Genomic DNA, 26,143 nt, shown 5'->3' on the forward strand with positions numbered 1-26,143 from the left:
ATCAGGCCCCGCCTCTGACATCATCCCGGTTCGGGAAATACTGATAGAGCCATGTCTCGGTCAGCGCGCGGTCATCCCCGCCCTTCACATACATGCGCATATCGACGGGGTCCGTACCCTCAATCCGCGCATCGAAGAAAGCGCGGTAGAGGCCCGGCTGACCGACAACGGGATGGGCGTCCGCCAGCGTCACCTCGCCGCGTGAGAGATCAACCACCGGCTCGGCATCGCCGCGCTCCAGCGCGCCCACCTCTCCACCGCGATAGTCAACCACGAAGCGGGTCGTGTTTTCCGGACGCGGCTGGCCGGGAATGCCGCCAGTGCCGGTATAGGTCGCCATGACGCGCCCGAGCTCTGCCGGGAAAGGCTCGTCGGCCGTCCAGTAAAGACGATAATCGAACTGGAGCGGCTTGCCCGGCTCGACCGGAGCATCCGGCACCCAATACATGACAATGTTGTCGTGGATCTCGTCATCGGTGGGTATTTCGACAAGCTGCACCTGACCGGAAGCCCACTCATTGACCGGCTCGATCCAGGCGGAGGGACGTCGCTCGTAGAAGACGCCGTCATCCTGATAGTGGTCGAAATCACGGTCGCGCTGCAGCAGGCCGAAACCGCGCGGGCGCTCATCCATGAAGGCATTGGTGACGGTTTCGGGCGGATTGTTGAGCGGCCGCCAGAGGCGCTCGCCATTACCCATCCAGATGGCAAGCCCGTCGGAATCGTGGATTTCCGGCCGCCAGTCGACAGCCTGTTTTCGGTTCGTTTCGGAATACCAGTACATGGAGGTGAGCGGCGCAACGCCCAGCCGCTCGACGGTTTTGCGCGGATAGAGCCAGGACGAGACATCCATCACCGGGCCGTCGCCCCGCGCACAGTCAAAACGATATGCGCCAGTGATACCGGGACTGTCGAGCAGCGCATAGACCAGAACGCGGTCCGGCTCTCCCTCCACGCGCTCAAGCCAGATGCGGCTGAACCGGGGAAACTCCTCCGGCTTCGGCAGGGCCGTGTCGATGGCAAGACCACGCGCGGAGAGACCATACTGGTTCAGCTCGCCTGAAGACCGGAAATAGGATGCGCCGAGGAATGCCAGCCAGTCGGTCTTCTGCGACGGCTCATGCAGGCGGAAGCCGGAGAAACCGATATTGTCGGGCAGTTCGCGCGCGGGATGATCTTCGGGCAGATCGAAATAATCCGGCCGGTAAAGCACTTCCCGCGCCTCGCCATTCTCCACGACATGCATGAGAACCGGTTCCTGAAAGTAGCGCCCGAGATGGAAGAACTGCACCGGCGCGCCGCCTTTCCCATCCGCCCAGAGCGCATGATCCTTGCGAAAACGAATCTTCTGAAAGGCGTCGTAATCGATCTGCTCAAGGATCTCGCCATGGGGCGAGCGGCCATCCTGCCACGGGGCCGCGGCCAGCGCCCCGGCCTCTTCTTTCAGTGCATCGAAGCTGAAGGTCTTTGCGGGACCGAAGGTCAGCCCCGGCGCTTCGGCTGCGGCAAACGCGCTGCCCGACAGTCCTGCGACCACAGAAGACGACAGCGCGAACGAAAGAAAATCCCGTCGGTTAAGATCGGTCATGGATGTACAGTCCCTTGCTCATTCATGAAATGCTGGAGTGAAATTGCGCGAACCGCCGGACGGCGGATCACTTGGCGGGTGCGGCCCGGGCTTTCACGTCATCAGACGAGGCCCGGTCACGCAGAAAAGGAACCCTGCCGAAATAGGTTGCGCGCTCGCGATAAAGCGCCGGCACGGCAAGCGAAGTAATGGCCGAGAGCGCAATCGCCGTCTTGGTCCACTCCGAGAACGGACCATAGTGATGCTCGAACCCTTTCAGGAGGTAGATGACGATCACGTGCCAGGCATAGACCTGCAGTGAATGGCGACCGATCAGCCGCAGGAAGGAAAGGCTGAATATCCAGCGCAGGCCATTGCCGAGCGCCCGCACGATCCGGTTGTCCGCGAGTGACCCCGCCATGACCATCCAGGCCACGAGGTAACCGGTGGCCATGAAGTTCACCAGATAGACGAAGCTGAACTCGGTTCGATTGTCGAGGCTCCTGAAGCGCTCCATCATCGGCTCGGGCAGAAGCTTGAAAGTGAAACCGAAGCGGAAACCCATGAAGACCAGCACCAGAGCGAAGGCCAGCCAGACGAGCGCCGTGCGCTTCGGGTTCATCACCTTTTCCCAGTCGATCCTGCCGGTAGCGGTGAGCGCACCGAGAACGAGGCCCGACATGAAGACCGCCTGCCAGGCAAGCACATTAAAGGCCGTGCGAAACATCTCGCCCTCATGCACCCGCTCAAGCAGCGCGCGAATGCCGCCTGCAACGGGGAAGTGAAGGCCCAGCTGAACGGCCGCCCAGAGAAACGCGGACAGTGCCGCAACCCACATCCAGCGCCCGGTGACGCAAAGCCAGATCAGCGGCGGCGACACCAGCATGTAGACGATGTATTGCGGCAGGATATCCATATAGGTGGGCTGGTAGAGCAGAAGCAGCGAGGCCAGCGCATAGAACGGATTGTGTTCGGCGAGATCCCAGAGCCACGGCTCCCAATAGGTGGAAGAGGCGCTGAGCACGAAGCCGAGCAGAAAGACGATCGCGAGGCAGGCCACCGCATAGCGATAGATCTCGAAAGCGCGCTTTCTCACCTTCGCCGCACCCGCAGCATAACCATCGCGGAGCATGCGGCGCGCATAGACCATGCCGACAAGCAGGCCGGACAGGAACACGAAGCCCTGCGCATCCTGCACATATCCCAGTTCGCCGTGATTGAATTTGACCAGCAGATATCCGCCGGCAAAGGTCAGGTGGTTCAACACCATGAAGACGAGGAAATATCCTCGCATGCCGTCCAGTATTTCCAGGCGTCGCATATTCTCTTCCGCAGACTTGGAACCACCCCCGTGGACAAGCGCGGGTACCATGTGCGGGTTCCATCAACGCCATCACGATCTGTTCGCAACGGTGTCAGGCGCGTGAGGTGGAGCACCGTCCGCCCACGGAAAACAGGGCCCTGACCCTAGACCTCCAACCGCTTGTACATCACCGTCGTTGGGTCGAGACGATCATCAAAGGGATCGCGGCAAAAATCCGGAATGACGCCCGAAACCGCGTAACCAAGTGCTGCGTAAAGCGGCTCGGCGCTGTCGCCCGTGCGGGTGTCGAGCGTGATGAGGCTGCGGCCACGCATGCGGGCTTCGGCCTCGAGCGCGAGCATCAAGGAGCGGGCGAGCCCGCGACGACGGAACGCCGGACTGACCAGAAGCTTGGAGACTTCTGCCCGGTGCGGCTGATTGGGCGGCATGTCCACCACAAGATGAACCGTTCCCGCGAGCACCGCCCCCTGTCGCGCCACGAACAGCACGCGATCACCGGATCTGACCGCAGGCAGGATCTTTTCACGCCAGAAGCCCTCCGCCTCATGCACATCAAAGGGCAGGACAAAGCCGACGCTTGCCCCGTCATGCACGCATGCATGAAGAAGGGACGCCAGTTCGGGCAGCATTCCTTCAGCCTGTGGAGCGTCGAGACGGTCTATCGAAAAGGCGGCGGCCTCCTGCATGGTCACACCGTAAAGAGGAGATAGCGCGCGCCGCCCTCTTTCCCGGCCTCGAAACGGCTGGGACCGCGCAGCTGATAGCGAAGGCAATCGCCCGGATGAACCATATGAACAGCACCATCGACCGTGATGCGGAGCGCACCTTCAAGCATGACGAGATGATGCTCCAGGCCCGGGCGCGGCGGACCATCATATGAGACGGAAGCGCCCGGACGCAGGCACCCCTCCATCACCTCTCCGGCAAGCGCACGGGCCGGTGGCGAGACGACGCGGCGAACGAACCCGGACTGCGCATCTTCCCAAAGCGCCTGCGCCGCGCGTGGCGCCAGCGGCGGGAAATCGTCTTCCACGAGATGCATCAGCCGCGAGAGCGTCATGCCATAAGCGGCGCAGAGCCTGCCCAGCACATTGGCCGTGGCGCTCACCTCCGCATTCTCAAGCCGCGAAAGCGTGGCGCGACTGACGCCACTGCGACCGGCAAGATCGTCAAGCGACCAGCCACGCTCCTGACGCAGCGCCCGCAGGCGCCCGGCAATGCGCTGATCAATCGCGGGGTCGGGTATCGAGATAGAATCCATATTTGAGAAATTATCCCGGATATGAAATCCGTCAAGCGTCGGGCGAGCCGCCCATCTATCCGAAGCCGAACGGGGAAGCGAGAAAGATGGCTCGACAAATCAGCGCGAAGCAAATTATCTATAATCATGAGTGATCGCAAAGAGACCAAAGCCGCACAGATCGCGCGCACGCTTGCCGACCGCATCGTCTCCGGCGCGCTGGAGCCGGGTGCACGCCTGCGGCAGGACCACATAGCCGAAGAATTTGGCGCAAGCCATGTGCCCGTGCGCGAGGCCTTTCGGCTGCTCGAAGCGCAGGGGCTCGCCAAGAGCGAACCGCGCCGCGGCGTGAGGGTGGCGGCGTTCGATCTGAACCAGGTGCGCGAAGTGGCCGAGATGCGCGCCGCGCTCGAAGTTCTCGCCCTGCGCAACGCAGCACAGCACCTGACACCGGCAATCCTCAAAGCTGCGGAAGAGGCAATCCTTGAAGGCGATCAGGCGCGCGACGTGATCGCGTGGGAGACCGCAAACCGGCGGTTTCACAGGCTTCTGCTCACGCCGTGCAGCATGCCCCGCCTGCTGGCGGCGATCGACGATCTGCATGCGGCAAGCGCGCGCTTTCTTTTTTCGGCCTGGCGCTCGAACTGGGAAACCCGCACGGACCGCGACCATCGCGCGATCCTTGAGCACCTGCGGCGCGGCGAAGTGGATGCGGCCTCGGCCGTGCTCGCGCGGCATGTGCAATGGATCGGACGCAGGCCAGTTGAAACCGCATCCGGCAAGCGACGCGAAGCCTTCGTGATCGAAGGCTAATTAAGGCTCATTCCGGCCCGACGGCCACCACCAAAATCGCGTCCAACCTGTTCTCCGAGCGTCACACTGCACTGCCGTGGCGCAATTGCGTCTGGGCGCAGCGCAGAAGACGCAATGCGTGAGATTTTGCACACCCCCTTGCCAAGCCGGCGCGAATATGGACTCAATAATAGATGAACACTCATAATTATCTATAATTTGAGAGAGACCATGCCTCATAGCTTAGCTTCACAGCAGACCACCGGCCTCATCGGCCATGCCGGCGCACTCCGGCTCAACGAGAAGTCGCTCGCCTTCAAGGCCGGCGCAGTCGTGCTCGGTACGCTCTTTCTGGCAGTGGCGTCACGCATCGAAGTTCCAATGGTGCCCGTCCCCGTGACCATGCAGACATTCGCCGTCGCCATGATCGGCGCACTTTACGGCGCAAGGCTCGGCACCCTGACGGTGCTCGCATGGCTCGGCGAAGCCATGATCGGCATGCCGGTTCTGGCCGGCGGCGCAGGCGGCCTTGCGCATTTCGCAGGCCCGACGGGCGGCTATCTCGCCTCATTCCCGCTTATGGCGCTGCTCGTCGGCGCACTCACGGAACGCGGCTGGAATGCGCAGCGCCCGCTCCTTGCCTTCACCTCCATGCTGGCCGCGAACGCCCTCTGCCTCGCCATGGGCGGTCTGTGGCTTGCCGGCATGATCGGCCTCGAAAAGGCAATCATGCTTGGCGTCACCCCCTTTATTATCGGCGCAATCCTGAAATCGGCACTGGGCGCTGCGTCGCTGGTGGCGCTCTCGCGCACCGCAAAACGGGGCGATGCGTAATGACGGTGCGGCTGCGTGCACACCATCTCCTGTGCATGCTGACCTATGTCGGGCGGGGCTACAGCCCCGCCTTCACCGCCAATTACGACCGGATCATCGAACGCCTCAACGCAGGTGAGCAGATCCTGATCGTCGACGGTCCGGACGACATCTGCCAGCCCCTCATCGCGGAAGAGGCAACGCCGCATTGCCTGAATGGCAGCGTCCGCGAACGCGACCGGCGCGCCGCAGGGGCGCTGACACGCTGGCTGGGACAACCAGTCGAAATCGGCCATTTGCTGACGCCCGACCGAAAGCTCCTCGACCGGATGCGGACCAGCTTCGCCAGAGGCGCGACACGCCAGGCATGCCTTGGCTGCGAATGGACTTCGCTCTGCTCATCGGTTGCCGGCAACGGTTATGCCGAAAGCCTGCTGACACTCACTGCCAGCGACTGAAACAACATCAGCCACGACCGGCAGGGCATCCTTTTGTCGGAAAACCGCCCTCTCCTTCGTCCTTGGGGTCCCCCCCCAAGGCAAACCAGAAGGAAAGGACGTGACCATGAACATCACACAACACCTCTGGTTCGAGAAAGACATGGAGGCCGCAATCGGCCTCTACACGTCGCTGATACCCAATTCCCGGATCGACAACGTCACCACGCTGCCGGCAGAGACGCCGGCCGGACCTCCAGGCAGCGTGAAAATCGCAGAACTCACACTTGCAGGCCAGCGCTATCGGGCGCTGGAAGCCGGGCCGCTCGACAGTTTTAACCACAGTTTCTCCATCGTCGCCGAGTGCGAAACGCAAGCCGAGATCGACAGGCTCTGGGAGGCGCTGAGCGAAGGCGGCGCGACAGAGCAATGCGGCTGGCTGAGGGATCGCTGGGGACTGAGCTGGCAGATCGTTCCCGCAATGCTCAACGCCCTCATCAGCGATCCCAACCGCCCCAAAGCGAGACGGGTGACGGAGGCAATGCTGGAAATGGTGAAGCTCGACATCGCGCTGCTGGAGGCCGCAGCCCGCGATTGAAGCCGGCTCAGCATGCGTAAATCATAGACAATTAGCTAGTACACGCAGTCTTGTAGCCATTTCCCTTTCGTGTCATAGATTCCCCGCGCTCGGGTGATTGCAGACCCGGAGACTGGAAGCTTTATGATTTGGACGGCCCCTTTCCCCGATTTTCTTCAAACTCTCGAACCACCGCTAATCTGTGCACGTTGCGCAGGCGCGAACTCTCAAAGGGAAAAGGAGTTTCCCAATGGCCCAGACAGGCACCGTTAAATTCTTCAATGCGAGCAAAGGCTTCGGCTTCATCACCCCGGACGATGGCGCGAAAGACGTTTTCGTACACATCTCCGCAGTTGAGCGCTCCGGCATGACCACGCTCACCGATGGCCAGAAGGTTTCCTTCGAGGTCGAGCCCGATCGCATGGGCAAAGGCCCGAAGGCAGTCAACCTTTCGGCTGCCTAATACCGGGTTATCTCGGTTGTAGAGTTTGAGCGCGGCGTGCAAACGCCGCGCTTTTTCTTTGCTCGCTGGAATTGCAGACGCAGACACCTTCGCAATTCGTATTATTCATAAAACTTTCTCTTGATACCCTTGAAAAAATCGGGGAAGCTCCCTGCCATTCGGGCATTTGCGGGCCCGGAGACTGGAATGGCATGCCCCAATAGCGGGTCCATTTAGGCCCGTCTGGGAAGTCGCACCGATAGTAAGAGGACAATATGCTTGTGCGGGCGAAGAGCCCACAATCACGGGTCCCCACTGCGAGGCGCGAAGCTGACTGTTTCTTCTCCCCCAGTAAACGACCGATGACGCCATGGGCCTAAAACCCTTCAAGAGGTTGGCCCGCCGAAACCAGCATAAAGGGAGAAAGGACTCCTTCCTATGTCGCAGAGTGGTACAGTAAAGTTCTTCAACCAAGCCAAGGGATACGGGTTCATTACCCCGGATGATGGCGAGAAGGACGTTTTCGTTCATATTTCAGCAGTTCAGGCTTCCGGTCTGGCGGGACTGGAAGACGGGCAGAAGGTCACGTTCGAGACCGAGCCCGACAAGCGTGGCAAAGGTCCCAAGGCCGTCAACCTGATGGTTGCCTCCTGACCAGGGCCTGCGGCGCCTGAGGCGCCGTATTGCCTGCCCTCCGTGGCAGGCCCACCTGCACCCGGAGAGGGTGAAGACGCACGACCGGCAGATGGTCGCGCGACGGTTCTATTCGGTCAGATTTGGGCTTCTCCAGCACATTGAACTTGAGGCGTTGAAGTTCAGGCGCTGCCTCAGCGAAGCCCGGCCAAATCAAGACGGTAAAGACGAGGCGAGCGAGAAGATCGCGGCAGCGTCAGCCCGAACCGTGCCCGGCCCAAACGCCCCATCCTTTTAACAGTTATGCGAATACCCCGCGCCAGCAGATCTGGCACGACTTCACATCAGCGTTTCAAACCGGATCTCGCCGTCATGCAGAAAGCAGGCTCTGCTGAACAGGGCCAAATCAAGCCGGTTTGGCAGACGGATATCGGCCATGCCCGGCATGGCCCGACCGGAAAGATCGAACAAGCGATCAATCTGGGCAATGAAGACAAAGACGATGCCCCGCCTGCGCGCAAAAGCACGCAGCGCACGCACCTGATCCAGAAGATCCGGGTTGGAACGCTTCTGATCGAGCAGCTGAAGATAATCGATGGCGGCAAGCGCGCCCGGCTCGGCATTGGCGAGCACGCGCGTGATGTGCCCGGCGCAGATCCCGTCCGAATTGTCAAAAGTGAAGCGATCTGCGAAGCCATCCGCCTGCGCCGCCAGCGAACCGAAGCGCTCAACAATATCCCGCTGCGTGTATTCAAGCGTGAAGAAGACGCCCTGGCGTCCATTCCGCATCGCCTCGATTACAAGCTCGAAAGCGAGAAGCGTCTTGCCCTGCCCGGGACGCGCAGCTAGCAGAAGGCAATCGCCGGGGTGCAAGACGGGGAACAGCCTTGAGGCCGGCGAAGCCGCCGACATTTTCGCTGCCAGCAGGCTCCACGCGCCATAGCCCTCTTCTTTCGCAATGCGGTCGAGAGCAGCATGAAGCGGCAGGCCATCACGGCGGGAGATAAGTTTCGCCCTGCGTTTCAGGACATAGAGCGGTGCAGTGAGTTTCATCTGAAACCTCCTATCGCGAGCGGATTTCGCAATCCCTCCTTATGCGCTTGCCCGAACAGTCGGTTCGAAACGGGAACGCCCTTGCATGAACTGTGCTTTCCCGATGGAGGGAGGAGGCGCGGGCCGCACCGGAATCGAATTCTAGCGCAGGCGCGACGACGCGGAAATGACAATCGCGATACCCGCACCGACCGCCCCCGTACAGCCATCCTCGCGGCAACACGGAATATGTGGCCCCTTCATAACGGTTGAACACAAGATGGCAGCCTTATTCAGGCAGCATTCAGGTGCCAATGAATAAACCCTCTGTGACAGCTGCCCCCCTCCCCCTGAACACGGCAGCGACACTTGAAGAGGTAAGGTCATGAAACGCATCCTGAAGACGGGCATTCTTTCGCTTGCCGTGGCTGCAACAACGCTTGGGGCGATCTCGACGGCCGACGCCGGCCACCGCAATCGCCACCGGCACAACAACAACAATGACGCCATCGCCGCAGGCGTACTCGGCCTGGCTGCGGGCGCCATTGTCGGCGGTCTGCTCTCGGAATCGAGCCGCGGAAATGAGCGCGTCTATATCGATCCGCCGCGTCGTCCGCGCTACCCGGATTACCAGCCGGTCTACCGTGATTACTATCCGAGCGCACCCGCCTACCGCGAACGCCCGGCCTATCGCGAACGTCCCGTTCATTACCGGGCGAGCATGGAGCCCTGGTCGCGTGAATGGTTCCGCTATTGCTCAAACCGCTACCGCAGCTTCGACGGCCGGACCGGCACCTTCATGGGATATGATGGAAACCGGCATTTCTGCCAGCCGCGCTAGACACCCGGAGTTTCCCTGCTCCAGAAAAAGAGGCCGGGCTTTGCCCGGCCTTTCTTCATTAAAAAGCTGATCAGGGCGTCAAGACACAGCCCGGATAACACGCATGCGTAAAACGAGATCAGAACACGAGAGACTGACGCGGGACAGATTACGCGTCGCCACTCCGGAAATCGCCAACACGGACAAATGCGATTTTCGGGACAAATACGATCCTCGGAACAAATTCTGCATTCTCAGGATGCAGAATTTACCTATAGATGATTCTTAATAAAAAATTCAACCCTGAGACGCATTGACGCATAGCACCCTGTAAGCAGCCAAAGCGCCAGCCACCCTGTCCGCAACAAAGTCCGCACCGGGTTCTGGCAGCACCCCGATGATCCGCCTGATCTGCAGATCACCGATGAGAAGCCCGAGAAACCACTCGGCCGCCGTCGCAGCGGAAGGGGCCCGGATCGCACCGCTTTCCATGGATTGGCGAAGCAGCGCCTCGATCAGCGGCGCAACCGCATTGCGCCCTCCCTCTGCCAGCGCCGCTCCAAGCTCGCCGGTTTCATCGGCAGCGGCCGCGCGGTTGAGCAAAACCGCCTTCTCTCCAAGAAGCATGGTGAGGAGAACCGGCGCGACTTTCTCAAGACTGGCCAGAGGATCAGCCCCGCTGTCGATTGCATCGCGGAGCGCGGCCCGGATATCACGCGCATTGGTCTCGACCATCGATTTGAAGAGCCCGCGCTTGTCGCCATACCAGCGATAGAGCGTTTCATTCGAGGCCCGCGCCACTCTGGCGACACTGAGCATCGATGTTGCGCCATACCCCTTCTCGCCAAGCAGCGCGTAGGCAGCCTCTTCTATCTGGAGCTGTCTCTGCGCCCTCGTTTCGTCCCGCATCCGAATCTCCGGTCTCGTTGACTCAAATCGTACATGAATGTACGGAATTACAAAACCGTACATATGTGTACGAAAATCAAGGAGATGATGATGCGCGCATTGACCACTGCCGTTTCGGTAACCGCGATCCTGTTTGCGGGGGCGATTTTCGGCTTCTTCTATGCCTGGGTCTGCTCGACCATGTGGGGGCTCGATCAGGCAGATCCCCGCGTGGCAATCCAGGCCATGCAGGCGATGAACGCCTCCGTGCGCAACACGGTTTTCTTCCCGGCATTCTTTCTGACGCCGGTGGTGATGGGGCTTGCCGCGTTCCTGATCCTGCGCAGCGGGCAGAAGACGTCCGCAGCCTTTTTCGGCGTCGGAGCGCTTGTCTATCTCGCACTGGGGCTGTTGCTGACAGCGGCAATCAACGTGCCGATGAACGAAGCGCTGGCTCTTGTCGTCGTGCCCAAGGAGCTGGATGCGGCGCGGGAAATCTGGACCGACTATTCTTCGCGCTGGCAGTTCTGGAACCAGACGAGAACGATTGCATCAGGCATCGCCCTTGCCCTGGCGGGATATGGCCTCGCACGACTGAACCCGAACCGGGCCTGACGTACGAAGCAACCCGCAAGTCAGCCAGATAACCGGCCCTCGCGGGAATGCGCGAGCAGTAAGGAGAGATGGCGTAAGCAGCGTTTCCACGAAACGCTGCCTGGAACTAGACAAGGAAGGGATTGCTGCGGCGCTCGTCCCCAAACCGTCCGCCGGGACCATGCCCGCACAGAAAGCCGATATCATCGCCCAGCGGCAGGAGCTTGTCCTTGATCGACCGGATCAGAGCGTCGTGATCGCCGCCCGGAAGGTCGGTGCGGCCGATGGAGCCATTGAAGAGCACATCGCCGACATGGGCAAAGCGCGCATCGCGATTGAAGAACACCACATGGCCCGGCGCATGCCCCGGGCAGTGAAACACTTCGAAGACATGATCGCCGAAGGAAACCGTCTCGCCTTCGTTCAGGTAGCGATCCGGCGTGACGTTGCGCACACTTTGATCCAGCCCGAACATGCGCGCCTGATTTTCCAGATTGGAGAGGAGTTCGCGGTCATCCTCATGGGGCCCGATCAGCGGCACGCCAAGCGCCTCTTTCAGGTCCATCGCGCCGCCCGCATGATCGATATGACCATGGGTCAGCCAGATGGCCTCGACGGCAATGCCGTTTTCCTCAATCGCGGCACGGATGCGATCCACCTCGCCACCGGGATCGACAACGACACCAACCTTCGTCTCTTCATCGAAGAGGATCGTGCAGTTTTGCTGAAATGGCGTCACGGGAATGACACCGGCGCGAAGATTTCCCATGAAGCCCTCCAGGTTACAGATGCCGCAATGCGGCAAAAATGCAAAACGGGCAACCGCAAGGCTGCCCGCTTCGAGAATTCGACAGAACTCAGCTCTTGTTCATGGCGCCCATAACGACACCGACAAGGCCCGTCAACACACCGCCACCGACAGCGCCGCCAACGGCATCGCCGAGCAGACCGCTCAGCGCGCCGGCGTCACCGCCCATGCCCGACAGCAGAGCACCGCCGCCAACACCGCCAATGATGCCGCTCAAAATCTTGGCGCCATGGCCCATCGCGGCTTTCTTCACAACTGTTCCGATGGCTTCGCCACCGAGCACACCCGTTACCGCCTGAATGATAATCGGAAGTAGAGCTTCCATATTCGGTCCCTCATGTAGAGCCGACCGTTCGTGGCCGGCGCGCCCATGAAAACGCGAATCCGGCCCATGTCAAATAAAGGGTGTATAGAATCAGAGGGTAAACCTCTGATTGCATCCCTTTTACTCCGCAGCGACGCGCAGGCTCGGACGAACCTCGCTGGCGTAGTCGTTCATCAGAAGACGCGTGATTTCACCGACTTCGAAACGGTACGGCCCGATCTCTGCAACCGGCGTAACTTCGGCGGCCGTGCCACATAAGAAGCACTGCTCGAAGCCTTCCAGCTCTTCGGGCATGATCGCACGCTCGACAACCTCGATGCCGCGACGGCGCGCGAGTTCGATCACCGTGCGCCGGGTGATGCCATCCAGGAAACAGTCCGGGGTCGGCGTGTGGAGAACGCCGTCCTTGACGAAGAAGATGTTCGCACCGGTCGCCTCGGCAACCTGACCGCGCCAGTCGAGCATCATCGCGTCGGCATAACCCTTGGCCTCTGCGGCGTGCTTGGACAGGGTGCAGATCATGTAGAGACCGGCAGCCTTGGACCGGGACGGCGCAGTGCGCGGGTCCGGACGGCAATATTCTGCGATATCGAGACGGATGCCCTTCAGGCGCTGCTCCGGATCGAAATAGCTCGGCCACTGCCAGATGGCGATGGCGAGGTTGATGCGGTTCTGCTGGGCCGAAACGCCCATCAGCTCACTGCCGCGCCAGGCAATCGGGCGCACATAGGCATCGGAGAAGCCCTGACGCGCCAGAAGCTCGCGGCACGCATCGTCGATTTCTTCCACCGACCAGGGAATGGTGAAGCCGAGAATCCGCGCCGATTCATGCAGACGCTCTGTGTGCTCGGTGAGCTTGAAGATCTCGCCATCATAGGCGCGCTCGCCCTCGAACACCGCGCTTGCATAATGCAAGCCATGGGTCAGTACGTGAATCTTGGCGTCTGCCCATTTGACGAATTCACCATTGAGCCAGATAAAGCCCTCGAGCTGATCAAAAGGAACCGCTGCCATGTAACCTCTCCTGCCGGTCCGTATTCCAACGACCGGACAAACCGAAATGCCGCCCCTCGGGCGGCGCCTTCAATCGTCTTAGCCTACCTGTGGCGGACAGGAATTTGAAGGAAGTTCCGTAAAAGCTTCTTCCAGATACCAATTTGTGCGCTACAGACCTAAAACGTTGTCAAAAATTATCAACGCGCCGAAATTATGTCAATAAGGCTGACATAATTTCTTCGCCAACAAATGAAATCGACTGCAAGCAGCCCATGAGCACAATCGACGATGAGCCGATCAAAACCCCGCTGACGCTGGACGATGGCGTGGATTTTGCCGTTATCGAGCATCTCTTCTTCGCCTATCGCGACTTCACCGCCGATCCGGACGCCATCCTTGCCGAGTATGGTTTCGGGCGGGCGCACCACCGGGTGCTGCACTTTGTGAACCGGTTGCCCGGCCTGACCGTGGCGGAATTGCTGGATGTTCTGAGGATCACCAAGCAGAGCCTGGCGCGCGTTCTGAAACAGCTGATCGATGATGGCTACATCGTGCAGGTTCCCGGCCCGCGCGACCGCCGCCAGCGCGAGCTCTATCCCACGCAGAAGGGGCGTGACCTGGCAATGGAGCTCGCCCTGCCACAGTCCCGCCGCATCCGTGCGGCACTTGAAGAGGCGGAGCCGGGCGACGTCGCCGCAGTGGAGCGCTTCCTGCGCGCCATGGTGAACCCGGAACTGCGCCCCCAGATGGACAAACTGCCAAACGGGCGTTCTAAGTAAGGCACCGATTCAGGCGCCACGAGTTCAGGAGGTCATCACGATGAGCGAAACCGGCAATCTCGAAAAGGACAAGACGGTCCTGAGCGATGATGCGCCGCATTTGCTGGTCGTGGACGATGACACACGCATTCGCAGCCTTCTCAACCGCTTCCTGCGCGAAAACGGTTTCCGCGTCACCATCGCCAGCAATGCCGCCGAAGCGCGACGCAAGCTCGTCGGGCTCGACTTCGATCTGGTGGTTCTCGATGTGATGATGCCGGGCGAAGACGGCGTCTCGCTGACCAAATCTCTGCGTGAGGAAAAGGAAACCCCCATCCTGATGCTGACGGCGCTCTCGGAGACCGACAGCCGCGTATCGGGGCTGGAAGCCGGCGCGGACGACTATCTGCCAAAGCCTTTCGACCCGCGCGAACTGGTTCTGCGCATCAACAACATCCTGCGCCGCAGCAGCCCGCAAACCACGCCAAAGGTGGAACAGGTCGTTTTCGGCCCCTACTCGTTCCAGATTGCCAAGCGCGAACTGAAGCACACGGGCAAGCTCGTGAAGCTGACAGATCGCGAACGCGACATCATGGTCATCTTTGCCGAACGCGCCGGAGAGACCGTGCCCCGGCACGAGCTTGTGGGCGAGGATTCGGAAGTGGGCGAGCGCACCATCGACGTGCAGATCAATCGCCTGCGCCGCAAGATCGAGCGCGACCCGTCCAACCCCGTCTATCTCCAGACCGTGCGCGGCATCGGCTACCGGCTGAGCGTGGAATAGTCTTAGACCGGCAACGCCCGATAATTGGCGATGTCCGCCCGGATACCCAGACGCTCCATCATTTCATGACGGTCGAACCCGGTTTCCTGGTGCATGCTGGCGACAGCCTGTGAGGCTCCGGCAAAGGCTGCTTCATCGCGCCATTCCACCAGCGTGACAAAATTGAAGTCGCCCGGCCCCGAGGCCTGCTCCAGCACGACATCGCGCACAAAACCATCCTGCCTGCGCAGGGCATCGTGGGTCGCTGATACGCGCTCCAGAAATTCCTGACGTCCGGCCGCCGGAACGGCAAACTTGTCGACCCGGTAGACCGGTGCGAACGCGGCATCTGTCGAAATCGTCGACATGCATCTTTCCTTCTGAAATGCCGGCAGCCCATCCACCGACAGGCAGAGTGTCGGAGTTCAAGTCGACTTGAAGTCAAGCGCAGAGATTGCCCGCTGCTGGAAAGACAGTGTTTCGGGTACCTGATGTGGCAAGACCGGATTCCACTTTTCGGCCTGATGCTCTACGATCAAACCGAAATCGCATCTCGGGAATGGGCGCCCACAGGGCGGAAGGCGAACTTGCAGGTTAACTCGAACGAAAAGATCACGCCGCTGGCGCGCCTGAAGCAGGCACTGGGGGCGATGCGCAGACCATGGCGGCGCTTCTGGCGCGTCATCTCGCGCTATATGCCAAAACAGCTTTATGCGCGCTCGCTGATCATCGTGATTGCGCCGATGCTGCTTTTACAGTCGGTCATCGCCTTCGTGTTCATGGAACGTCACTGGCAGACCGTCACGCAGCGCCTCAGCCAGGCGGTGACACGCGATATTTCCGCGATCATCGACATGATCGAGACCTATCCCGACGATGACGGCTATGCCCAGGTGATCCGCATTGCGCAGGAGCGGCTGGCGCTGAAGATCGACCTCCTGCCGCCCGACCCCCTGCCCGCCCCCGGGCCCAAGCCCTTTTTCTCCATCCTGGATCAGACGCTGGGCGAAGAGATCACACGGCAGATCAACCGCCCCTTCTGGCTGGACACGGTGGGCAATTCCAACATTGTCGAGATCCGCATCCAGCTCGAGAACAGGGTTCTGCGCGTCTTTGCGCGGCGCAGCCAGGCCTATGCCTCGAACACGCACATCTTCCTGTTGTGGATGGTGGGCACATCGCTTGTCCTGATCGCCATCGCCGTCGCCTTTCTGCGCAACCAGATCCGTCCGATCCTGCAACTGGCAGAGGCTGCCGACAGTTTCGGCAAGGGAAGGCCGACGCCAAGCGGCTTCCACCCACGCGGCGCGGAGGAAGTGCGCCGCGCCGGCAGCGCCTTCCTGCTGATGCGCGAACGCATCGAAAGACAGATCGAACAGCGCACGGCCATGCTGACCGGCGTGAGCCACGATCTGCGCACCATCCTGACCCGCTTCAAGCTGCAACTGGCCGTGGCCAGCAGCAAGGAAGACATTGAGGCGATGAATCAGGACATCGAGGACATGCGCTCAATGCTGGAGGGCTATCTTGCCTTCGCCCGTGGCGAGGCGGCGGAAGATCCGGGCGAATTCAATCTCGCCGCCTTCTTCGAGCGCGCGCAGGAAGAAGCAGGCCTGCGCGACTGCGAGCTGAAGATCGTGACAACGGGCGACACGCTTCTGCATGTGCGGCCCAATGCCTTCAGCCGCCTGCTCAACAATGTGATCGGCAATGCGTTCCGCTATGCCGACAAGGTGGAGATCACGGCGCGCAATGCAAACGGCATTCTGACCATCACCGTGGACGATGACGGGCCGGGCATTCCGCAGGACATGCGTGAAAGCGTGTTCAAGCCATTCGTGCGGCTGGACGAGGCGCGCAATCAGGATGAGAGCGGCACCGGGCTTGGCCTGTCCATCGCGCGCGACATTGCACGCAGCCATGGCGGCGACGTGTCGCTGGATGACAGTCCGCTTGGCGGTCTGCGGGCGGTGATCCGGGTTCCGGCCTGAGGCCGGGCCGCAGGACCCGCCCCGTCCGGTTCAGCGCGTGACCGGCCGCGCTGGATGATCCAGTTTGAAGACAAGCGTCTGACGGCCATCAGCCTCAATGCGGATGCGGCGCGCGTGGATGATGAAGACCAGAACCCCGCCATCGCCTGCGAGTTCCACGAAGTCTCCCGTCTGCGCCCATTCGCCCAGCACCAGCCCGGCGACACGGTCACCGTGGCCTTCAGCGTCCACCTTCCGGCGCGCGGTTTGGGTCAATTCAATAGCCGTTTTCAAGAATTCCGCTCCAGACTGTCGAAACTTTTGTCGAAAAATACGCGCGCGCTTGACGTTTTGCTTACAAAAGATTGCACCTACGCCTTTCGTCTAACACACTGAGTCGCGCCCGGGCCACAGACGAATGGTTTTGCCCGGTCGCTTATCGGAGGGAAGGGGCAAATGACCTCACGTTACGCAAAAATCGCCATGACGCTGGCCCTCGCGGCTTTCGCGTTCATGGTTACGTTCAACAACATCACCGACTACGGCTCGAACTTCGCGTTCGTGCAGCACGTGTTCAGCATGGACACGACGTTCGAAGGCAATTCGGCCATGTACCGCGCGATCACGACGCCCGCGTTCTGGCATGCCGGCTACTGGCTTATCATCGCGGGTGAAGGCCTGACCTTCGTCCTGTTCCTGCTTGGCGGCCTGAAGATGCTCGGCGCCCGCAACGGCTCCGCCGCAGAATTCAACGCTTCGAAGAAGCTGATGATCGCGGGTGCAACCATCGGCTTCCTCGTATGGTTCTTCGGCTTCATGGTTGTTGGCGGCGAGTGGTTCCTGATGTGGCAGTCCAAGATCTGGAACGGCCAGGACGCTGCCTTCAAGTTCTACGTCGCGATCCTCGGCGTTCTGATTTTCGTCAACCAGCGCGACGAAGAACTCGCCTGACGCAAATCACTGCATTCGGCCCATAAGGTCGTCTGGGGCCGTGCGGAATGGGACCTCCGCACGGCCTTTTTCATGCGCGAAGAACGGTCGGTTCAGCAAGGAGTTGGCGGATCAGAAAACCGGCTTCGCCAGCATCAGCCAGAGACCGGTGATCGGCTGAGCGCTCAGGGCGCCGCAATGAAGAGAAAATCGGCGACTGCGACCGTTGACGCCAGATGCGCGGGCAGCAGTCTGGATCGTCCTTCATGCACCCAAACGGACGCATGGCGATCTAGTGCAGGCGGCTGCCGTTCGGCACCTTCTTGTCGGAGCCTGCCAGAACGATCGCGCCGTCTTCATCCGAAAAACCCATGACTAGGATTTCGGACATGAACTTGCCGATCTGGCGCGGAGGGAAGTTGACCACGGCCACAACCTGGCGACCGACGAGCGCCTCCGGCGTGTAGTGAGCAGTGATCTGCGCCGACGATTTCTTGATGCCGATCTCGGGACCGAAATCGACCTTCAGCTTGATCGCCGGCTTGCGGGCTTCGGGATAGGGCTCTGCCTCGACGACCGTGCCGATGCGAATATCGACCTTCAGGAAATCGTCAAAGGTGATTTCCGGTGTCTTGTCGGAGGACATGCCCGCTCCCCTGCCCTGCAGCTTATGCGTTGCCGTGCGTTTCGAACAGGACGCTGTTGAGCGCTTCCTGTGCGGTGCTGCCGGACCAGATGACATACTGGAATGCCTGATAATAGCATTCGCATGCCTCAAGGGCGCTGTTCAGCATGGTCTCGACCTGCTGGCCCGTGGGCTCAACGCCACCGGACAGAACGAGCGCCTGGCGGAACATGACGACGTTCTCACGCTCCCAGAGATCGAAATGACCGAACAGCATCTGTTCGTTGATGAGCGAAAGGAGCCGCATGACCTCGAGCGTGCGCTTCGCCGGCACCTTCAGATCGAATGCGCATGCCACATGCAGCGCCTCGAACTCCTCCATCCAGGAGAAGGACACGTTGTAGTCGGTCCAGGTGCCGGCCACGGCGATGGCGATCTCGTCGTCGCCATTGCGCTCGAAGCTCCAGTCATTGGTGTTCGCGACATGTTCGATGACATCCACGGGATGCGCATCACGGGTCATGTCGAGTTCAAGAAGGCTCATTAATCTGCTTTCCCGTATCTGGAGGCACCGAAGCACCCCGCAAGAATCCACGGCGGGAGGGTTCCCCCGCAAGACGTTTCAAACCTGAAACACATTGTGGAGCGACAACGACAACGCATGGAACTACTACAGGCCCGCCCCTGCCCAACTGCATGACCAGTTACGAATCACGCTGTAAATTCAGTCTATTGATGCAGAGTCGCGTGACCAGACCTTTTTTGCCGAAAGGACCGGGGGCGTGTGGATAGAAACGCCGCGCTGCCAAGGGCAACGCGGCGTAAGCGACTCTCGAACAAGGATTTTTCGACGCCATACACAGGCGACGGTAATAAAAAATTATTTTTTCGTCCGGGTGGATGACGCCGGCTTAGAATCAGTTTTCGCAGCCTTGGACGCTCCGGCGTCAGCAAGCTGAGCCTCAAGTGCTTCGATACGCGCTGTCAGGGCAGCGTTTTCTTCGCGCGCCTTGAGCGCCATTTCGCGCACCATCTCGAATTCTTCACGCTGAACGACGTCCATCGCGTTCAGGGCCCGCTCGGCCTGCGCCTGAAATGCGGTCTCCACCTCGCGGCGCACGCCCTGGGCCGCGCCTGCGGCATCGGTCATCAGCTTGGCGAATTCGTCGAGGATCCGGTTGCTTCCGTTGGTCATGGCGCGCCTTTCAGGTTGATCCATTTGAGGTAGTGGGCCCGCGCGCCGAATGCAAGGTCATTTGCTGTCGCAGCGCCATCAAGAACGCAGCCTAAAGCGCGCCGCCGGCAAGCACCCAGATGCCGAGCGCAATCAGAACGCCACCGGCCACGCGCGACACCGGCCAGCGCGGCGGCAACAGTTTCTCGGCGAGCACGAAGATCGCAATGGCGGCAATCCAGAGAACGTTCATCACGCCGCCGACAAACAGAAGCGCCATCAGCGCCCAGCAACAACCGATGCAGTAAAGCCCGTGGTGGAAGCCAAGCGCCAGCGCGCCCAGAGGCTCGCGCCGGAAGCCGCCATGGGCATGGACAAAGGCAAGCGGCGCCTGACAATGGCTCAGACAGGCATCCTTCTGCGGGGTCCACTGGAACAGACCGGCGGCAATGAGCACAAGTCCACTGAAGAGCGCGCTCGCGCTTGCCATCATGGGTGTCAAAAGAAGCGCCTGCTCCAGCGCCCATTGGCCGAGAGTCGCGATAAGGGAGAATGCGGTCCAGGCAAGAAGATAGCCGCTGGCAAAGAAACCGGTCGCCGCAAGCGGCCTGCCCTTTTCTTCAGCGGCGCGACCGACGCGGGCATAGATGAGGATCATAGGCGCGGCGGATGGCGTCATCATCCCGACCATCATCACCGCCCACATGACGAACATGAAGACGAAATAGGTGAAGCTCCACGGATGCAGGCCCGCCATCACCGTCTCGCCCATGGCCATGTCGCTCATCGCCATGTCATTCATCGACGCAGCGTCCTGCATGGACGAGGTCATGTCGCCTGCAGGCATGGTCATGCCCATATCCATGGTCTCGACCAGCCACAGTATGTAGAGCCAGGAAACGACCGTCAGCGCGGCAAGGGCCGCGCCAACAATCAGGCGATCACGCCGCAGAGTGATTTCCAGTGCGGTGGAAGCCATGCCTTTGTCCTCCTCGAAGGATCAGGTCAGTGAACAACGCCCTCGCCGGTCATGTGGACCCTGGAAAAGTGGGCGTGCGAGTCGGGTATCGACATTGCAATCGGCCCCTGCGTGTCCGCCCAGCCGCGTCCGACCTCGCAGACATCATATTCAAAGCCGTTCGGCAGGTTGATGCGTGCGTTGTGTGGCTGGCCGCTAACCGGATTGATGATCGGCTCACCGCGCGCCTCGATCAAGCCGGGCACGTTCAACGTCGCCGAGCGGCCAGTGACGTCCACATCGGAATCGATCTTTGCGAAAACCGGATCATGCACTTTCTCATAGGTGGTTGAGAAAACCTGGAAGAAGGTTGCGCCGGGCTCCGTGTCCTCACCGCTCATGATCCGCAGCATTGCCTCGCGCTGCTTTTCATCCGCGCGCTCATCTATGATGGGCACGACACTCCCATGGCCTTCGTGAATGGCGCCCGGCCATGACACGATCATGGCCATGCTCAGACCGTCGAGTTTGACGTCGCCATGCCGGCCTTCATCGATATGCACCACCCCGACAGCGTGACAGCCTCCATGTGTGGGCCGGGCATTGAACTGGCATGGACATCCATAAGCGCAGTTGCAGTGAATAAATTCACGTCCCCTGATCATCCACTTGGTATCGGTCATCATTACCTCCCGGGGTTGATACTGCTCCTTATCGAGAAATCTGTTGCCGAGACTGAGGAGCCGGAATTCTACGCCTCGGGACTTGAGGTAGCGACTAGGCTGAAAGCCTTAGCGCCTTCTCCAGATTGAAGATGGGAAGCCGCGGCACTGCGCGCCTTGACCTCGCCCCGATGCTCCGCAATACCTGCCGCGTCTGAATTCACGCGCCGGGAGGCCCGATTGACCGACTATCTGATGACGCCGCTGGCCGCCCTGCCCTTTCCCAACATAGACCCGGTGGCGCTACAAGTGGGACCGCTTGCCATTCACTGGTACGGGCTTGGCTATGTGGTCGGCATTCTGCTCGGCTGGTGGTATGCGCGCCGGCTGGTTTCGAACGAGCGTCTCTGGGCCGGCGGCAAGCCGGCGATGACGGTCACGGATCTCGACGATTTCGTTCTATGGGCCGCCATCGGCATCGTGGCCGGCGGACGCATTGGCTACATTCTCTTCTACGATCTCCCCCGCTACATCGCGAACCCGCTCGACATTCTCGCCGTGTGGGAAGGCGGCATGTCGTTTCACGGCGGGCTGATCGGCGTCACGCTCGCCATGCTTCTCTTTGCGAAAAAGCGCGGCATCAATGCATGGAGCCTGTTCGACACGATTTCCGCCGTTGTGCCCATCGGGCTCGGCCTCGTGCGGGTCGCCAACTTCATCAATTCGGAACTGTGGGGCCGGGTGACGGACGCGCCCTGGGCCTTCGTCTTCCCCAATGGCGGACCGGAGCCGCGCCACCCAAGCCAGCTTTACGAGGCAGCACTCGAAGGGCTGGTGCTGTTCGTGGTTCTGCGCCTTCTCACCCATAAGGGGCTGAAGCTTAAGATGCCCGGCTTCGTCGCCGGCGCGTTTGTGTGCGGCTACGGCCTGTCGCGCATCATTGTCGAATTCTTCCGCGAGCCGGACGCGCATATCGGCTATCTGGCGGGCGACTGGCTCACCATGGGCATGGTGCTCTCGACGCCGATGGTGCTGGTGGGCGTCTGGGCAATGCTGCGGGCACGGGCCAAGGCCGCTCCGGCGACAGCCCTATGAAAACACTGGAAGAGCGGATCAGGGCGCAGATCGCGACGACGGGGCCGATGAGCGTCGCGGATTACATGGCGCTTTGCCTGTTCGACCCCGAACAGGGCTACTACACGACGCGCGAGCCTTTTGGCGCGGCAGGCGACTTCACCACCGCGCCCGAGATCAGCCAGATGTTCGGCGAACTGTGCGCCGTCTGGCTCTACACCGCGTGGAAGGCCAGCGGTGCGCCGGGCAATCCCATTCTTGCGGAAATTGGTCCCGGCCGGGGCACGCTCATGAAGGACATGCTGCGAACCTGGGCAAAGATCGACCCGGCGTTCAGCCGGCAGATGCGCCTCTTCATGATCGAAGCGAGCCCAAGGCTGAGCGAGGTGCAGCGCAAGACGCTCGCGGCATCCGGCGCTTCTCCCCGGTGGATCACCGATATCGACGCGCTGCCGGACGGCCCGCTCTTCATCATCGGCAATGAGCTTTTCGACGCCATTCCGGTGCGCCAGTACGTAAAGACCGATTCGGGCTGGCGCGAACGCACGGTCGGCCTCGACGCCAATGACCGGCTTTCATTCATGGCCGGCGCAGGCGCAGCCGATGAGACGCTTCTGCCGCCCGGCGCAAAAGAAGCGCCCCCTGGAGCCATTGTCGAGCTCGCACCGGCACGCAACGCGCTGCTGACACGCATGGCGGAACGCATTCGCACTGAGGGCGGCGCGGCCCTCTTCATCGATTACGGCTATGCCAAACCCGCACCGGGCGACACGCTTCAGGCCATGCGCAGCCATGCCTACACGAATATCCTGAAGGACCAGGGCAAGGCTGACCTGACCGCGCATGTGGATTTTTCCGCCCTTGCACGCGCTGCACGAGACGAAGGGCTTGCCGCAGCGCTGATGGATCAGGGCGACTTCCTCATCGGGCTTGGCATTCTGGAGCGCGCCGGGCGACTGGGCGCCGACAAGAACGGCACGGAACAGCAGGCGATCCGCAACGCCGTGGAGCGGCTGGCCGGGCCTGAGCAGATGGGCACGCTGTTCAAGGTTCTGGCCATAACGTCATCCACAGTGACGGTTCCACCATTCGTTTCGCCGCATTGACTTGGTTTCGCCCCTGCCTCACGATCCGCCCGCTTGAGACTATCTGAGAAGGCGGCGCATGCACGAAAATACGAGACCGGAGCCCCTGCGGTCGCCGCTTTTGGACCGCGCCGGGAAAAATGGCGTGGCGCACGGGTTCTTCACCCGTGCAGGCGGCGTCTCGACCGGACTTTATGACGGGCTGAATGTCGGCTACGGGTCCAGCGACGAGCGCGAAACGGTGACGGAAAACCGCCGCCGCGTGGCCGAATGGCTGGGCGTTGCGCCCGACAATCTCCTGACAGTCCATCAGGTTCACTCGCCGCATGCGATCATCGTCGACGGTGCATTCGGTTCCGAACGCCCGCAGGCCGATGCGCTGGTGACAAACCGGCCGGGCCTTGCGCTTGGCGCGCTGGCCGCCGATTGTGGGCCGATCCTGTTTGCTGACGACACGGCGCGGGTCATCGCCGCCGCCCATGCCGGCTGGAAAGGCGCGCTGACCGGCATTCTGGAAAACACGATTGCGGCGATGGAGCTGCTTGGCGCGGAGCGGGAGAACATCACCGCCGTGCTCGGCCCCTCCATCAGTCAGGCAAATTATGAAGTGGGGCCGGAGTTCGTCGAGCGGTTCGTGAACCACAATCCGGCCAATCAGATCTGGTTTCGCGCGTCGGACAAGCCGGGCCACGCGCTGTTCGACCTCAACGGCTACACGGTGGCGCGGCTGACGGCGGCGGGCGTGAACGCCGCACAGCTTGGCCGCTGCACCTATGAAGAAGAAGAGCATTTCTATTCCTATCGCCGCGCCACGCATCGCGGTGAAGCCGATTACGGACGCCAGATTTCAGCGATCGTCTTGGAGGACATTTGATGGCGCTTCATTTTGAACAGGCAGAATTCGATTCCCGACGCGATCGCCTCGTTATCGAAATGGCCGAGCGCAAGCTCGATGCGATGCTGCTTTTCGCTCAGGAGAGCATGTATTGGCTGACCGGATACGACACGTTCGGCTTCTGCTTCTTCCAGTGCCTTGTGGTGAAGGCCGATGGCTCGATGGTGCTTCTCACGCGTTCGGCCGATCTGCGGCAGGCGCGGCACACCTCCACCATCGAGAACATCGTTCTGTGGACCGACCGGCACGACGCCAACCCGGCCGCCGACCTGCGCAATCTCCTCAATGATCTCGATCTTCTGGGCGCGCGCATCGGCGTGGAATATGACACACATGGCCTGACCGGTCGCAACACGCGCCTGCTGGACGAACAACTCCAGACCTTCGGCAAGATCGAAGACGCTTCCGACCTCGTGAGCCGCCTCAGGCTCTTCAAGAGCGAGGCCGAGATCAAAAAGGTGAAGCGGGCCGCCAAACTCGGTGACGAGGCGCTGGACGCCGCCCTCCCCCTGATCAAGCAGGGAGGCGACGAGGCCGCCATTCTCGCCGCCATGCAGGGTGCGGTTCTGGCCGGTGGCGGCGATTACCCCGCCAATGAGTTCATCATCGGTTCGGGCGAAGATGCGCTTCTGTGCCGCTACAAGGCTGGCCGCCGCAAGCTCAACAAGAACGACCAGCTCACACTGGAATGGGCCGGCGTCTATCACCATTACCACGCGGCGATGATGCAGACCGTGCTGACCGGCAAGGTCTCCAAGCGCCATCAGGAACTGTTCGACGCCGCGCGCGATGCGCTGACCGCCGTGCAGAAGGCGATGATGCCCGGAAACACATTCGGTGACGTGTTTGACGCGCACGCCCGCGTGATGGAGGCCCATGGCCTGACCAAGCATCGGCTGAATGCCTGCGGCTATTCCCTTGGTGCCCGCTTTTCGCCCTCGTGGATGGACCCGCAGATGTTCTATGCCGGCAACAGCGAACCCATCGCGCCGGGCATGACACTGTTCGCGCACATGATCATCATGGATTCGGAATCCGGCAACGCCATGTGCCTTGGCCGCACCTACCTGACAACGGATGAAGCCCCCGAGCCGCTTTCGCGCTACGGGCTGGACCTGATCACCCGGTAGAGGCAATATGACGATGTACAACCAAGAGTATCCGGGGGACCGTCGCATTCACGCAAAGCGCATCATAACGGGCCTTGCCCTTTTGGGTGCTGCAAGCCTTGCCGGCTGCAACACGGGCTCCGTACTCGACATGAATTCGGGGCCGACGCCGGAAGCATCCGTTCCCGGCGCGGCTACGCAGCAGGCGGCGACACCACAGGAAGCACCATTGGCGACTGCGCTCGCAGCCACGTCCGATCCCGCCACACAGGCTGCCGCAGCGCCCATTCAGGCCGTCACGGGCAACCAGCGGATCCAGTTCGCCCCGGTTGTCGGCGCGACCGCGCAGGCCGTACCGGCGCTCTCACGCCGTCTGGAAGCGCGGGCCCGCCAAAGCGGCATAGCAATCGTGCCGCAGGGCACGAGCGCACCGATGGTGATGAAAGGCTATTTCTCGGCGATCGCCGATGGCGGCAAGACCACGGTGATCTATGTCTGGGATGTGCTCGATCCGTCCGGCAACCGGCTCCACCGCATTCAGGGCCAGCAGGCAGCTCCCGGCGGCAGCGGCGATGGCTGGTCTTCCGTTACCAGCACGACGATGGAAGCTGTGGCAGACTCCACGATGAGCCAGCTCACCGCCTGGCTCGCGCAACGGCAGGGCTAGCCCCAAGCCCTCCGAGGGGCCTAAACTGCCTTTGCAACTCGATAGCCGACAAAAACTGGTTCGGGAAGAAAACCGGATAACAGACGCGAAGAACAGCAGGTGGGACATTTCCACACAGTTCTGCCTTAAAATGCGTTTTTTTCCGTCATTCCCTTTGCAATACAGTCTCACCCCGTTAAAAGCGC

General features: G+C 61.1%; 33 protein-coding genes. 17 read left to right on the top strand and 16 right to left on the bottom strand.

Annotated elements, in window-relative coordinates:
- Position 1: 1 nt before the first annotated feature.
- The 4 genes from JYP46_RS12145 to JYP46_RS12160 form a co-directional block, all read right to left on the bottom strand.
- A complete protein-coding gene (locus tag JYP46_RS12145; RefSeq protein ID WP_206548227.1) occupies positions 2 to 1,588 on the bottom strand; it encodes an OpgD/OpgG family glucan biosynthesis protein in 1,587 nt (528 codons plus the stop codon).
- Between the two features lie 67 nt (positions 1,589 to 1,655).
- The gene (locus JYP46_RS12150; RefSeq protein WP_328850450.1) at positions 1,656 to 2,939 is read right to left on the bottom strand and encodes an OpgC family protein; all 1,284 of its coding nucleotides are present in this window, start codon (positions 2,937 to 2,939) and stop codon (positions 1,656 to 1,658) included.
- Between the two features lie 95 nt (positions 2,940 to 3,034).
- Positions 3,035 to 3,577, bottom strand: a complete 543-nt coding sequence (locus JYP46_RS12155) for a GNAT family N-acetyltransferase (RefSeq protein ID WP_206548229.1) — start codon at positions 3,575 to 3,577, stop codon at positions 3,035 to 3,037.
- Positions 3,578 to 3,579: 2 nt separating this feature from the next.
- The gene (locus tag JYP46_RS12160; RefSeq protein ID WP_206548230.1) at positions 3,580 to 4,152 is read right to left on the bottom strand and encodes a helix-turn-helix domain-containing protein; all 573 of its coding nucleotides are present in this window, start codon (positions 4,150 to 4,152) and stop codon (positions 3,580 to 3,582) included.
- Positions 4,153 to 4,278: 126 nt separating this feature from the next.
- Between JYP46_RS12160 and JYP46_RS12165 the strand changes: the two genes are divergently transcribed.
- The 6 genes from JYP46_RS12165 to JYP46_RS12190 all read left to right on the top strand — a co-directional run bounded on the left by JYP46_RS12165 (position 4,279) and on the right by JYP46_RS12190 (position 7,846).
- Positions 4,279 to 4,944, top strand: coding sequence for a GntR family transcriptional regulator (locus JYP46_RS12165; protein ID WP_113155791.1), 666 nt, complete (start codon positions 4,279 to 4,281; stop codon positions 4,942 to 4,944).
- 210 nt (positions 4,945 to 5,154) lie between these two features.
- Positions 5,155 to 5,757, top strand: coding sequence for a biotin transporter BioY (locus JYP46_RS12170; protein WP_206548231.1), 603 nt, complete (start codon positions 5,155 to 5,157; stop codon positions 5,755 to 5,757).
- Positions 5,757 to 6,194, top strand: coding sequence for a DUF1284 domain-containing protein (locus JYP46_RS12175; protein WP_206548232.1), 438 nt, complete (start codon positions 5,757 to 5,759; stop codon positions 6,192 to 6,194). Before JYP46_RS12170 ends, JYP46_RS12175 begins: the two co-directional genes overlap by 1 nt.
- Positions 6,195 to 6,300: 106 nt before the next feature.
- Entirely contained in the window at positions 6,301 to 6,771 is a 471-nt protein-coding gene (locus JYP46_RS12180) for a VOC family protein (protein WP_206548233.1), read from the top strand.
- 229 nt (positions 6,772 to 7,000) lie between these two features.
- Positions 7,001 to 7,213 carry a cold-shock protein gene (locus tag JYP46_RS12185; RefSeq protein ID WP_113155795.1) on the top strand — a complete coding sequence of 71 codons (213 nt, stop codon included), beginning with the start codon at positions 7,001 to 7,003 and terminating at the stop codon, positions 7,211 to 7,213.
- 417 nt (positions 7,214 to 7,630) lie between these two features.
- Complete coding sequence (locus JYP46_RS12190) at positions 7,631 to 7,846, top strand: cold-shock protein (RefSeq protein WP_113155796.1); 216 nt, start codon at positions 7,631 to 7,633, stop codon at positions 7,844 to 7,846.
- 318 nt (positions 7,847 to 8,164) lie between these two features.
- Here JYP46_RS12190 and JYP46_RS12195 read toward each other — a convergent pair whose 3' ends face one another.
- Positions 8,165 to 8,878, bottom strand: coding sequence for a DNA helicase (locus JYP46_RS12195; RefSeq protein ID WP_206548234.1), 714 nt, complete (start codon positions 8,876 to 8,878; stop codon positions 8,165 to 8,167).
- A gap of 364 nt (positions 8,879 to 9,242) precedes the next feature.
- On the opposite strand from JYP46_RS12195, the gene JYP46_RS12200 reads away from it, so the two are divergent.
- Positions 9,243 to 9,698, top strand: a complete 456-nt coding sequence (locus JYP46_RS12200) for a BA14K family protein (protein WP_206548235.1) — start codon at positions 9,243 to 9,245, stop codon at positions 9,696 to 9,698.
- A gap of 276 nt (positions 9,699 to 9,974) precedes the next feature.
- Here the strand turns inward: JYP46_RS12200 and JYP46_RS12205 are convergent, their stop codons facing one another.
- Positions 9,975 to 10,586, bottom strand: a complete 612-nt coding sequence (locus tag JYP46_RS12205; protein WP_206548236.1) for a TetR/AcrR family transcriptional regulator — start codon at positions 10,584 to 10,586, stop codon at positions 9,975 to 9,977.
- A gap of 90 nt (positions 10,587 to 10,676) precedes the next feature.
- On the opposite strand from JYP46_RS12205, the gene JYP46_RS12210 reads away from it, so the two are divergent.
- Positions 10,677 to 11,180 (top strand): anthrone oxygenase family protein, encoded by a 504-nt coding sequence (locus JYP46_RS12210; protein WP_206548237.1) that lies wholly within the window; start codon positions 10,677 to 10,679, stop codon positions 11,178 to 11,180.
- A gap of 106 nt (positions 11,181 to 11,286) precedes the next feature.
- On the opposite strand, the gene JYP46_RS12215 is transcribed toward JYP46_RS12210, so the two are convergent.
- The 3 genes from JYP46_RS12215 to JYP46_RS12225 all read right to left on the bottom strand — a co-directional run bounded on the left by JYP46_RS12215 (position 11,287) and on the right by JYP46_RS12225 (position 13,306).
- Positions 11,287 to 11,928: an MBL fold metallo-hydrolase gene (locus tag JYP46_RS12215; RefSeq protein ID WP_206548238.1), complete on the bottom strand. Its 642-nt coding sequence runs from the start codon at positions 11,926 to 11,928 to the stop codon at positions 11,287 to 11,289.
- An 88-nt stretch (positions 11,929 to 12,016) separates the two neighbouring features.
- Complete coding sequence (locus JYP46_RS12220) at positions 12,017 to 12,292, bottom strand: hypothetical protein (protein WP_113155800.1); 276 nt, start codon at positions 12,290 to 12,292, stop codon at positions 12,017 to 12,019.
- A gap of 120 nt (positions 12,293 to 12,412) precedes the next feature.
- Positions 12,413 to 13,306, bottom strand: a complete 894-nt coding sequence (locus JYP46_RS12225; protein ID WP_113155801.1) for a branched-chain amino acid aminotransferase — start codon at positions 13,304 to 13,306, stop codon at positions 12,413 to 12,415.
- A 254-nt stretch (positions 13,307 to 13,560) separates the two neighbouring features.
- Here JYP46_RS12225 and JYP46_RS12230 point away from each other — a divergent pair, with 254 nt between their 5' ends.
- Together JYP46_RS12230 and JYP46_RS12235 are read left to right on the top strand one after the other, a co-directional pair.
- The gene (locus tag JYP46_RS12230; RefSeq protein ID WP_113155802.1) at positions 13,561 to 14,067 is read left to right on the top strand and encodes a MarR family winged helix-turn-helix transcriptional regulator; all 507 of its coding nucleotides are present in this window, start codon (positions 13,561 to 13,563) and stop codon (positions 14,065 to 14,067) included.
- A gap of 40 nt (positions 14,068 to 14,107) precedes the next feature.
- Complete coding sequence (locus JYP46_RS12235) at positions 14,108 to 14,830, top strand: response regulator (RefSeq protein ID WP_113155803.1); 723 nt, start codon at positions 14,108 to 14,110, stop codon at positions 14,828 to 14,830.
- Positions 14,831 to 14,832: 2 nt separating this feature from the next.
- Here JYP46_RS12235 and JYP46_RS12240 read toward each other — a convergent pair whose 3' ends face one another.
- Complete coding sequence (locus tag JYP46_RS12240; protein WP_206548239.1) at positions 14,833 to 15,177, bottom strand: antibiotic biosynthesis monooxygenase family protein; 345 nt, start codon at positions 15,175 to 15,177, stop codon at positions 14,833 to 14,835.
- Between the two features lie 282 nt (positions 15,178 to 15,459).
- Between JYP46_RS12240 and JYP46_RS12245 the strand changes: the two genes are divergently transcribed.
- The gene (locus JYP46_RS12245) at positions 15,460 to 16,800 is read left to right on the top strand and encodes an ATP-binding protein (protein WP_206548304.1); all 1,341 of its coding nucleotides are present in this window, start codon (positions 15,460 to 15,462) and stop codon (positions 16,798 to 16,800) included.
- Positions 16,801 to 16,830: 30 nt separating this feature from the next.
- Here JYP46_RS12245 and JYP46_RS12250 read toward each other — a convergent pair whose 3' ends face one another.
- Positions 16,831 to 17,073, bottom strand: coding sequence for a hypothetical protein (locus JYP46_RS12250; protein ID WP_206548240.1), 243 nt, complete (start codon positions 17,071 to 17,073; stop codon positions 16,831 to 16,833).
- A gap of 162 nt (positions 17,074 to 17,235) precedes the next feature.
- On the opposite strand from JYP46_RS12250, the gene JYP46_RS12255 reads away from it, so the two are divergent.
- Complete coding sequence (locus tag JYP46_RS12255) at positions 17,236 to 17,730, top strand: DUF2165 family protein (protein WP_113155806.1); 495 nt, start codon at positions 17,236 to 17,238, stop codon at positions 17,728 to 17,730.
- Between the two features lie 271 nt (positions 17,731 to 18,001).
- Here the strand turns inward: JYP46_RS12255 and JYP46_RS12260 are convergent, their stop codons facing one another.
- From JYP46_RS12260 to JYP46_RS12280, 5 genes are all read right to left on the bottom strand, one after another.
- Positions 18,002 to 18,355 carry a tRNA-binding protein gene (locus tag JYP46_RS12260; RefSeq protein WP_113155807.1) on the bottom strand — a complete coding sequence of 118 codons (354 nt, stop codon included), beginning with the start codon at positions 18,353 to 18,355 and terminating at the stop codon, positions 18,002 to 18,004.
- 22 nt (positions 18,356 to 18,377) lie between these two features.
- Positions 18,378 to 18,878, bottom strand: a complete 501-nt coding sequence (locus JYP46_RS12265; RefSeq protein WP_113155808.1) for a type III secretion system chaperone family protein — start codon at positions 18,876 to 18,878, stop codon at positions 18,378 to 18,380.
- Between the two features lie 336 nt (positions 18,879 to 19,214).
- Positions 19,215 to 19,529, bottom strand: coding sequence for an accessory factor UbiK family protein (locus JYP46_RS12270; RefSeq protein ID WP_113155809.1), 315 nt, complete (start codon positions 19,527 to 19,529; stop codon positions 19,215 to 19,217).
- 91 nt (positions 19,530 to 19,620) lie between these two features.
- Entirely contained in the window at positions 19,621 to 20,487 is an 867-nt protein-coding gene (locus JYP46_RS12275; protein WP_206548241.1) for a DUF2182 domain-containing protein, read from the bottom strand.
- A 26-nt stretch (positions 20,488 to 20,513) separates the two neighbouring features.
- Positions 20,514 to 21,149 (bottom strand): DUF1326 domain-containing protein, encoded by a 636-nt coding sequence (locus JYP46_RS12280; RefSeq protein ID WP_113156387.1) that lies wholly within the window; start codon positions 21,147 to 21,149, stop codon positions 20,514 to 20,516.
- Between the two features lie 234 nt (positions 21,150 to 21,383).
- On the opposite strand from JYP46_RS12280, the gene lgt reads away from it, so the two are divergent.
- Genes lgt through JYP46_RS12305 form a run of 5 tightly spaced genes read left to right on the top strand, consistent with a single transcriptional unit; the run spans position 21,384 to position 25,958 of the window.
- Positions 21,384 to 22,223 (top strand): prolipoprotein diacylglyceryl transferase, encoded by an 840-nt coding sequence (gene lgt, locus JYP46_RS12285; protein WP_222474103.1) that lies wholly within the window; start codon positions 21,384 to 21,386, stop codon positions 22,221 to 22,223.
- The gene (locus JYP46_RS12290; protein WP_206548243.1) at positions 22,220 to 23,308 is read left to right on the top strand and encodes a class I SAM-dependent methyltransferase; all 1,089 of its coding nucleotides are present in this window, start codon (positions 22,220 to 22,222) and stop codon (positions 23,306 to 23,308) included. Before lgt ends, JYP46_RS12290 begins: the two co-directional genes overlap by 4 nt.
- 58 nt (positions 23,309 to 23,366) lie before the next feature.
- Positions 23,367 to 24,161, top strand: coding sequence for a peptidoglycan editing factor PgeF (gene pgeF / locus JYP46_RS12295; RefSeq protein WP_206548244.1), 795 nt, complete (start codon positions 23,367 to 23,369; stop codon positions 24,159 to 24,161).
- Positions 24,161 to 25,312, top strand: coding sequence for a M24 family metallopeptidase (locus tag JYP46_RS12300; protein WP_206548245.1), 1,152 nt, complete (start codon positions 24,161 to 24,163; stop codon positions 25,310 to 25,312). The genes pgeF and JYP46_RS12300 overlap by 1 nt, the downstream gene beginning before the upstream one ends.
- A gap of 7 nt (positions 25,313 to 25,319) precedes the next feature.
- A complete protein-coding gene (locus JYP46_RS12305) occupies positions 25,320 to 25,958 on the top strand; it encodes a hypothetical protein (RefSeq protein ID WP_222474080.1) in 639 nt (212 codons plus the stop codon).
- The last annotated feature ends 185 nt before the right edge of the window (positions 25,959 to 26,143 follow it).

Source organism: Nitratireductor aquimarinus (assembly GCF_017255295.1).
In the GTDB taxonomy this organism is placed as follows: Bacteria; Pseudomonadota; Alphaproteobacteria; order Rhizobiales; family Rhizobiaceae; genus Nitratireductor; species Nitratireductor aquimarinus.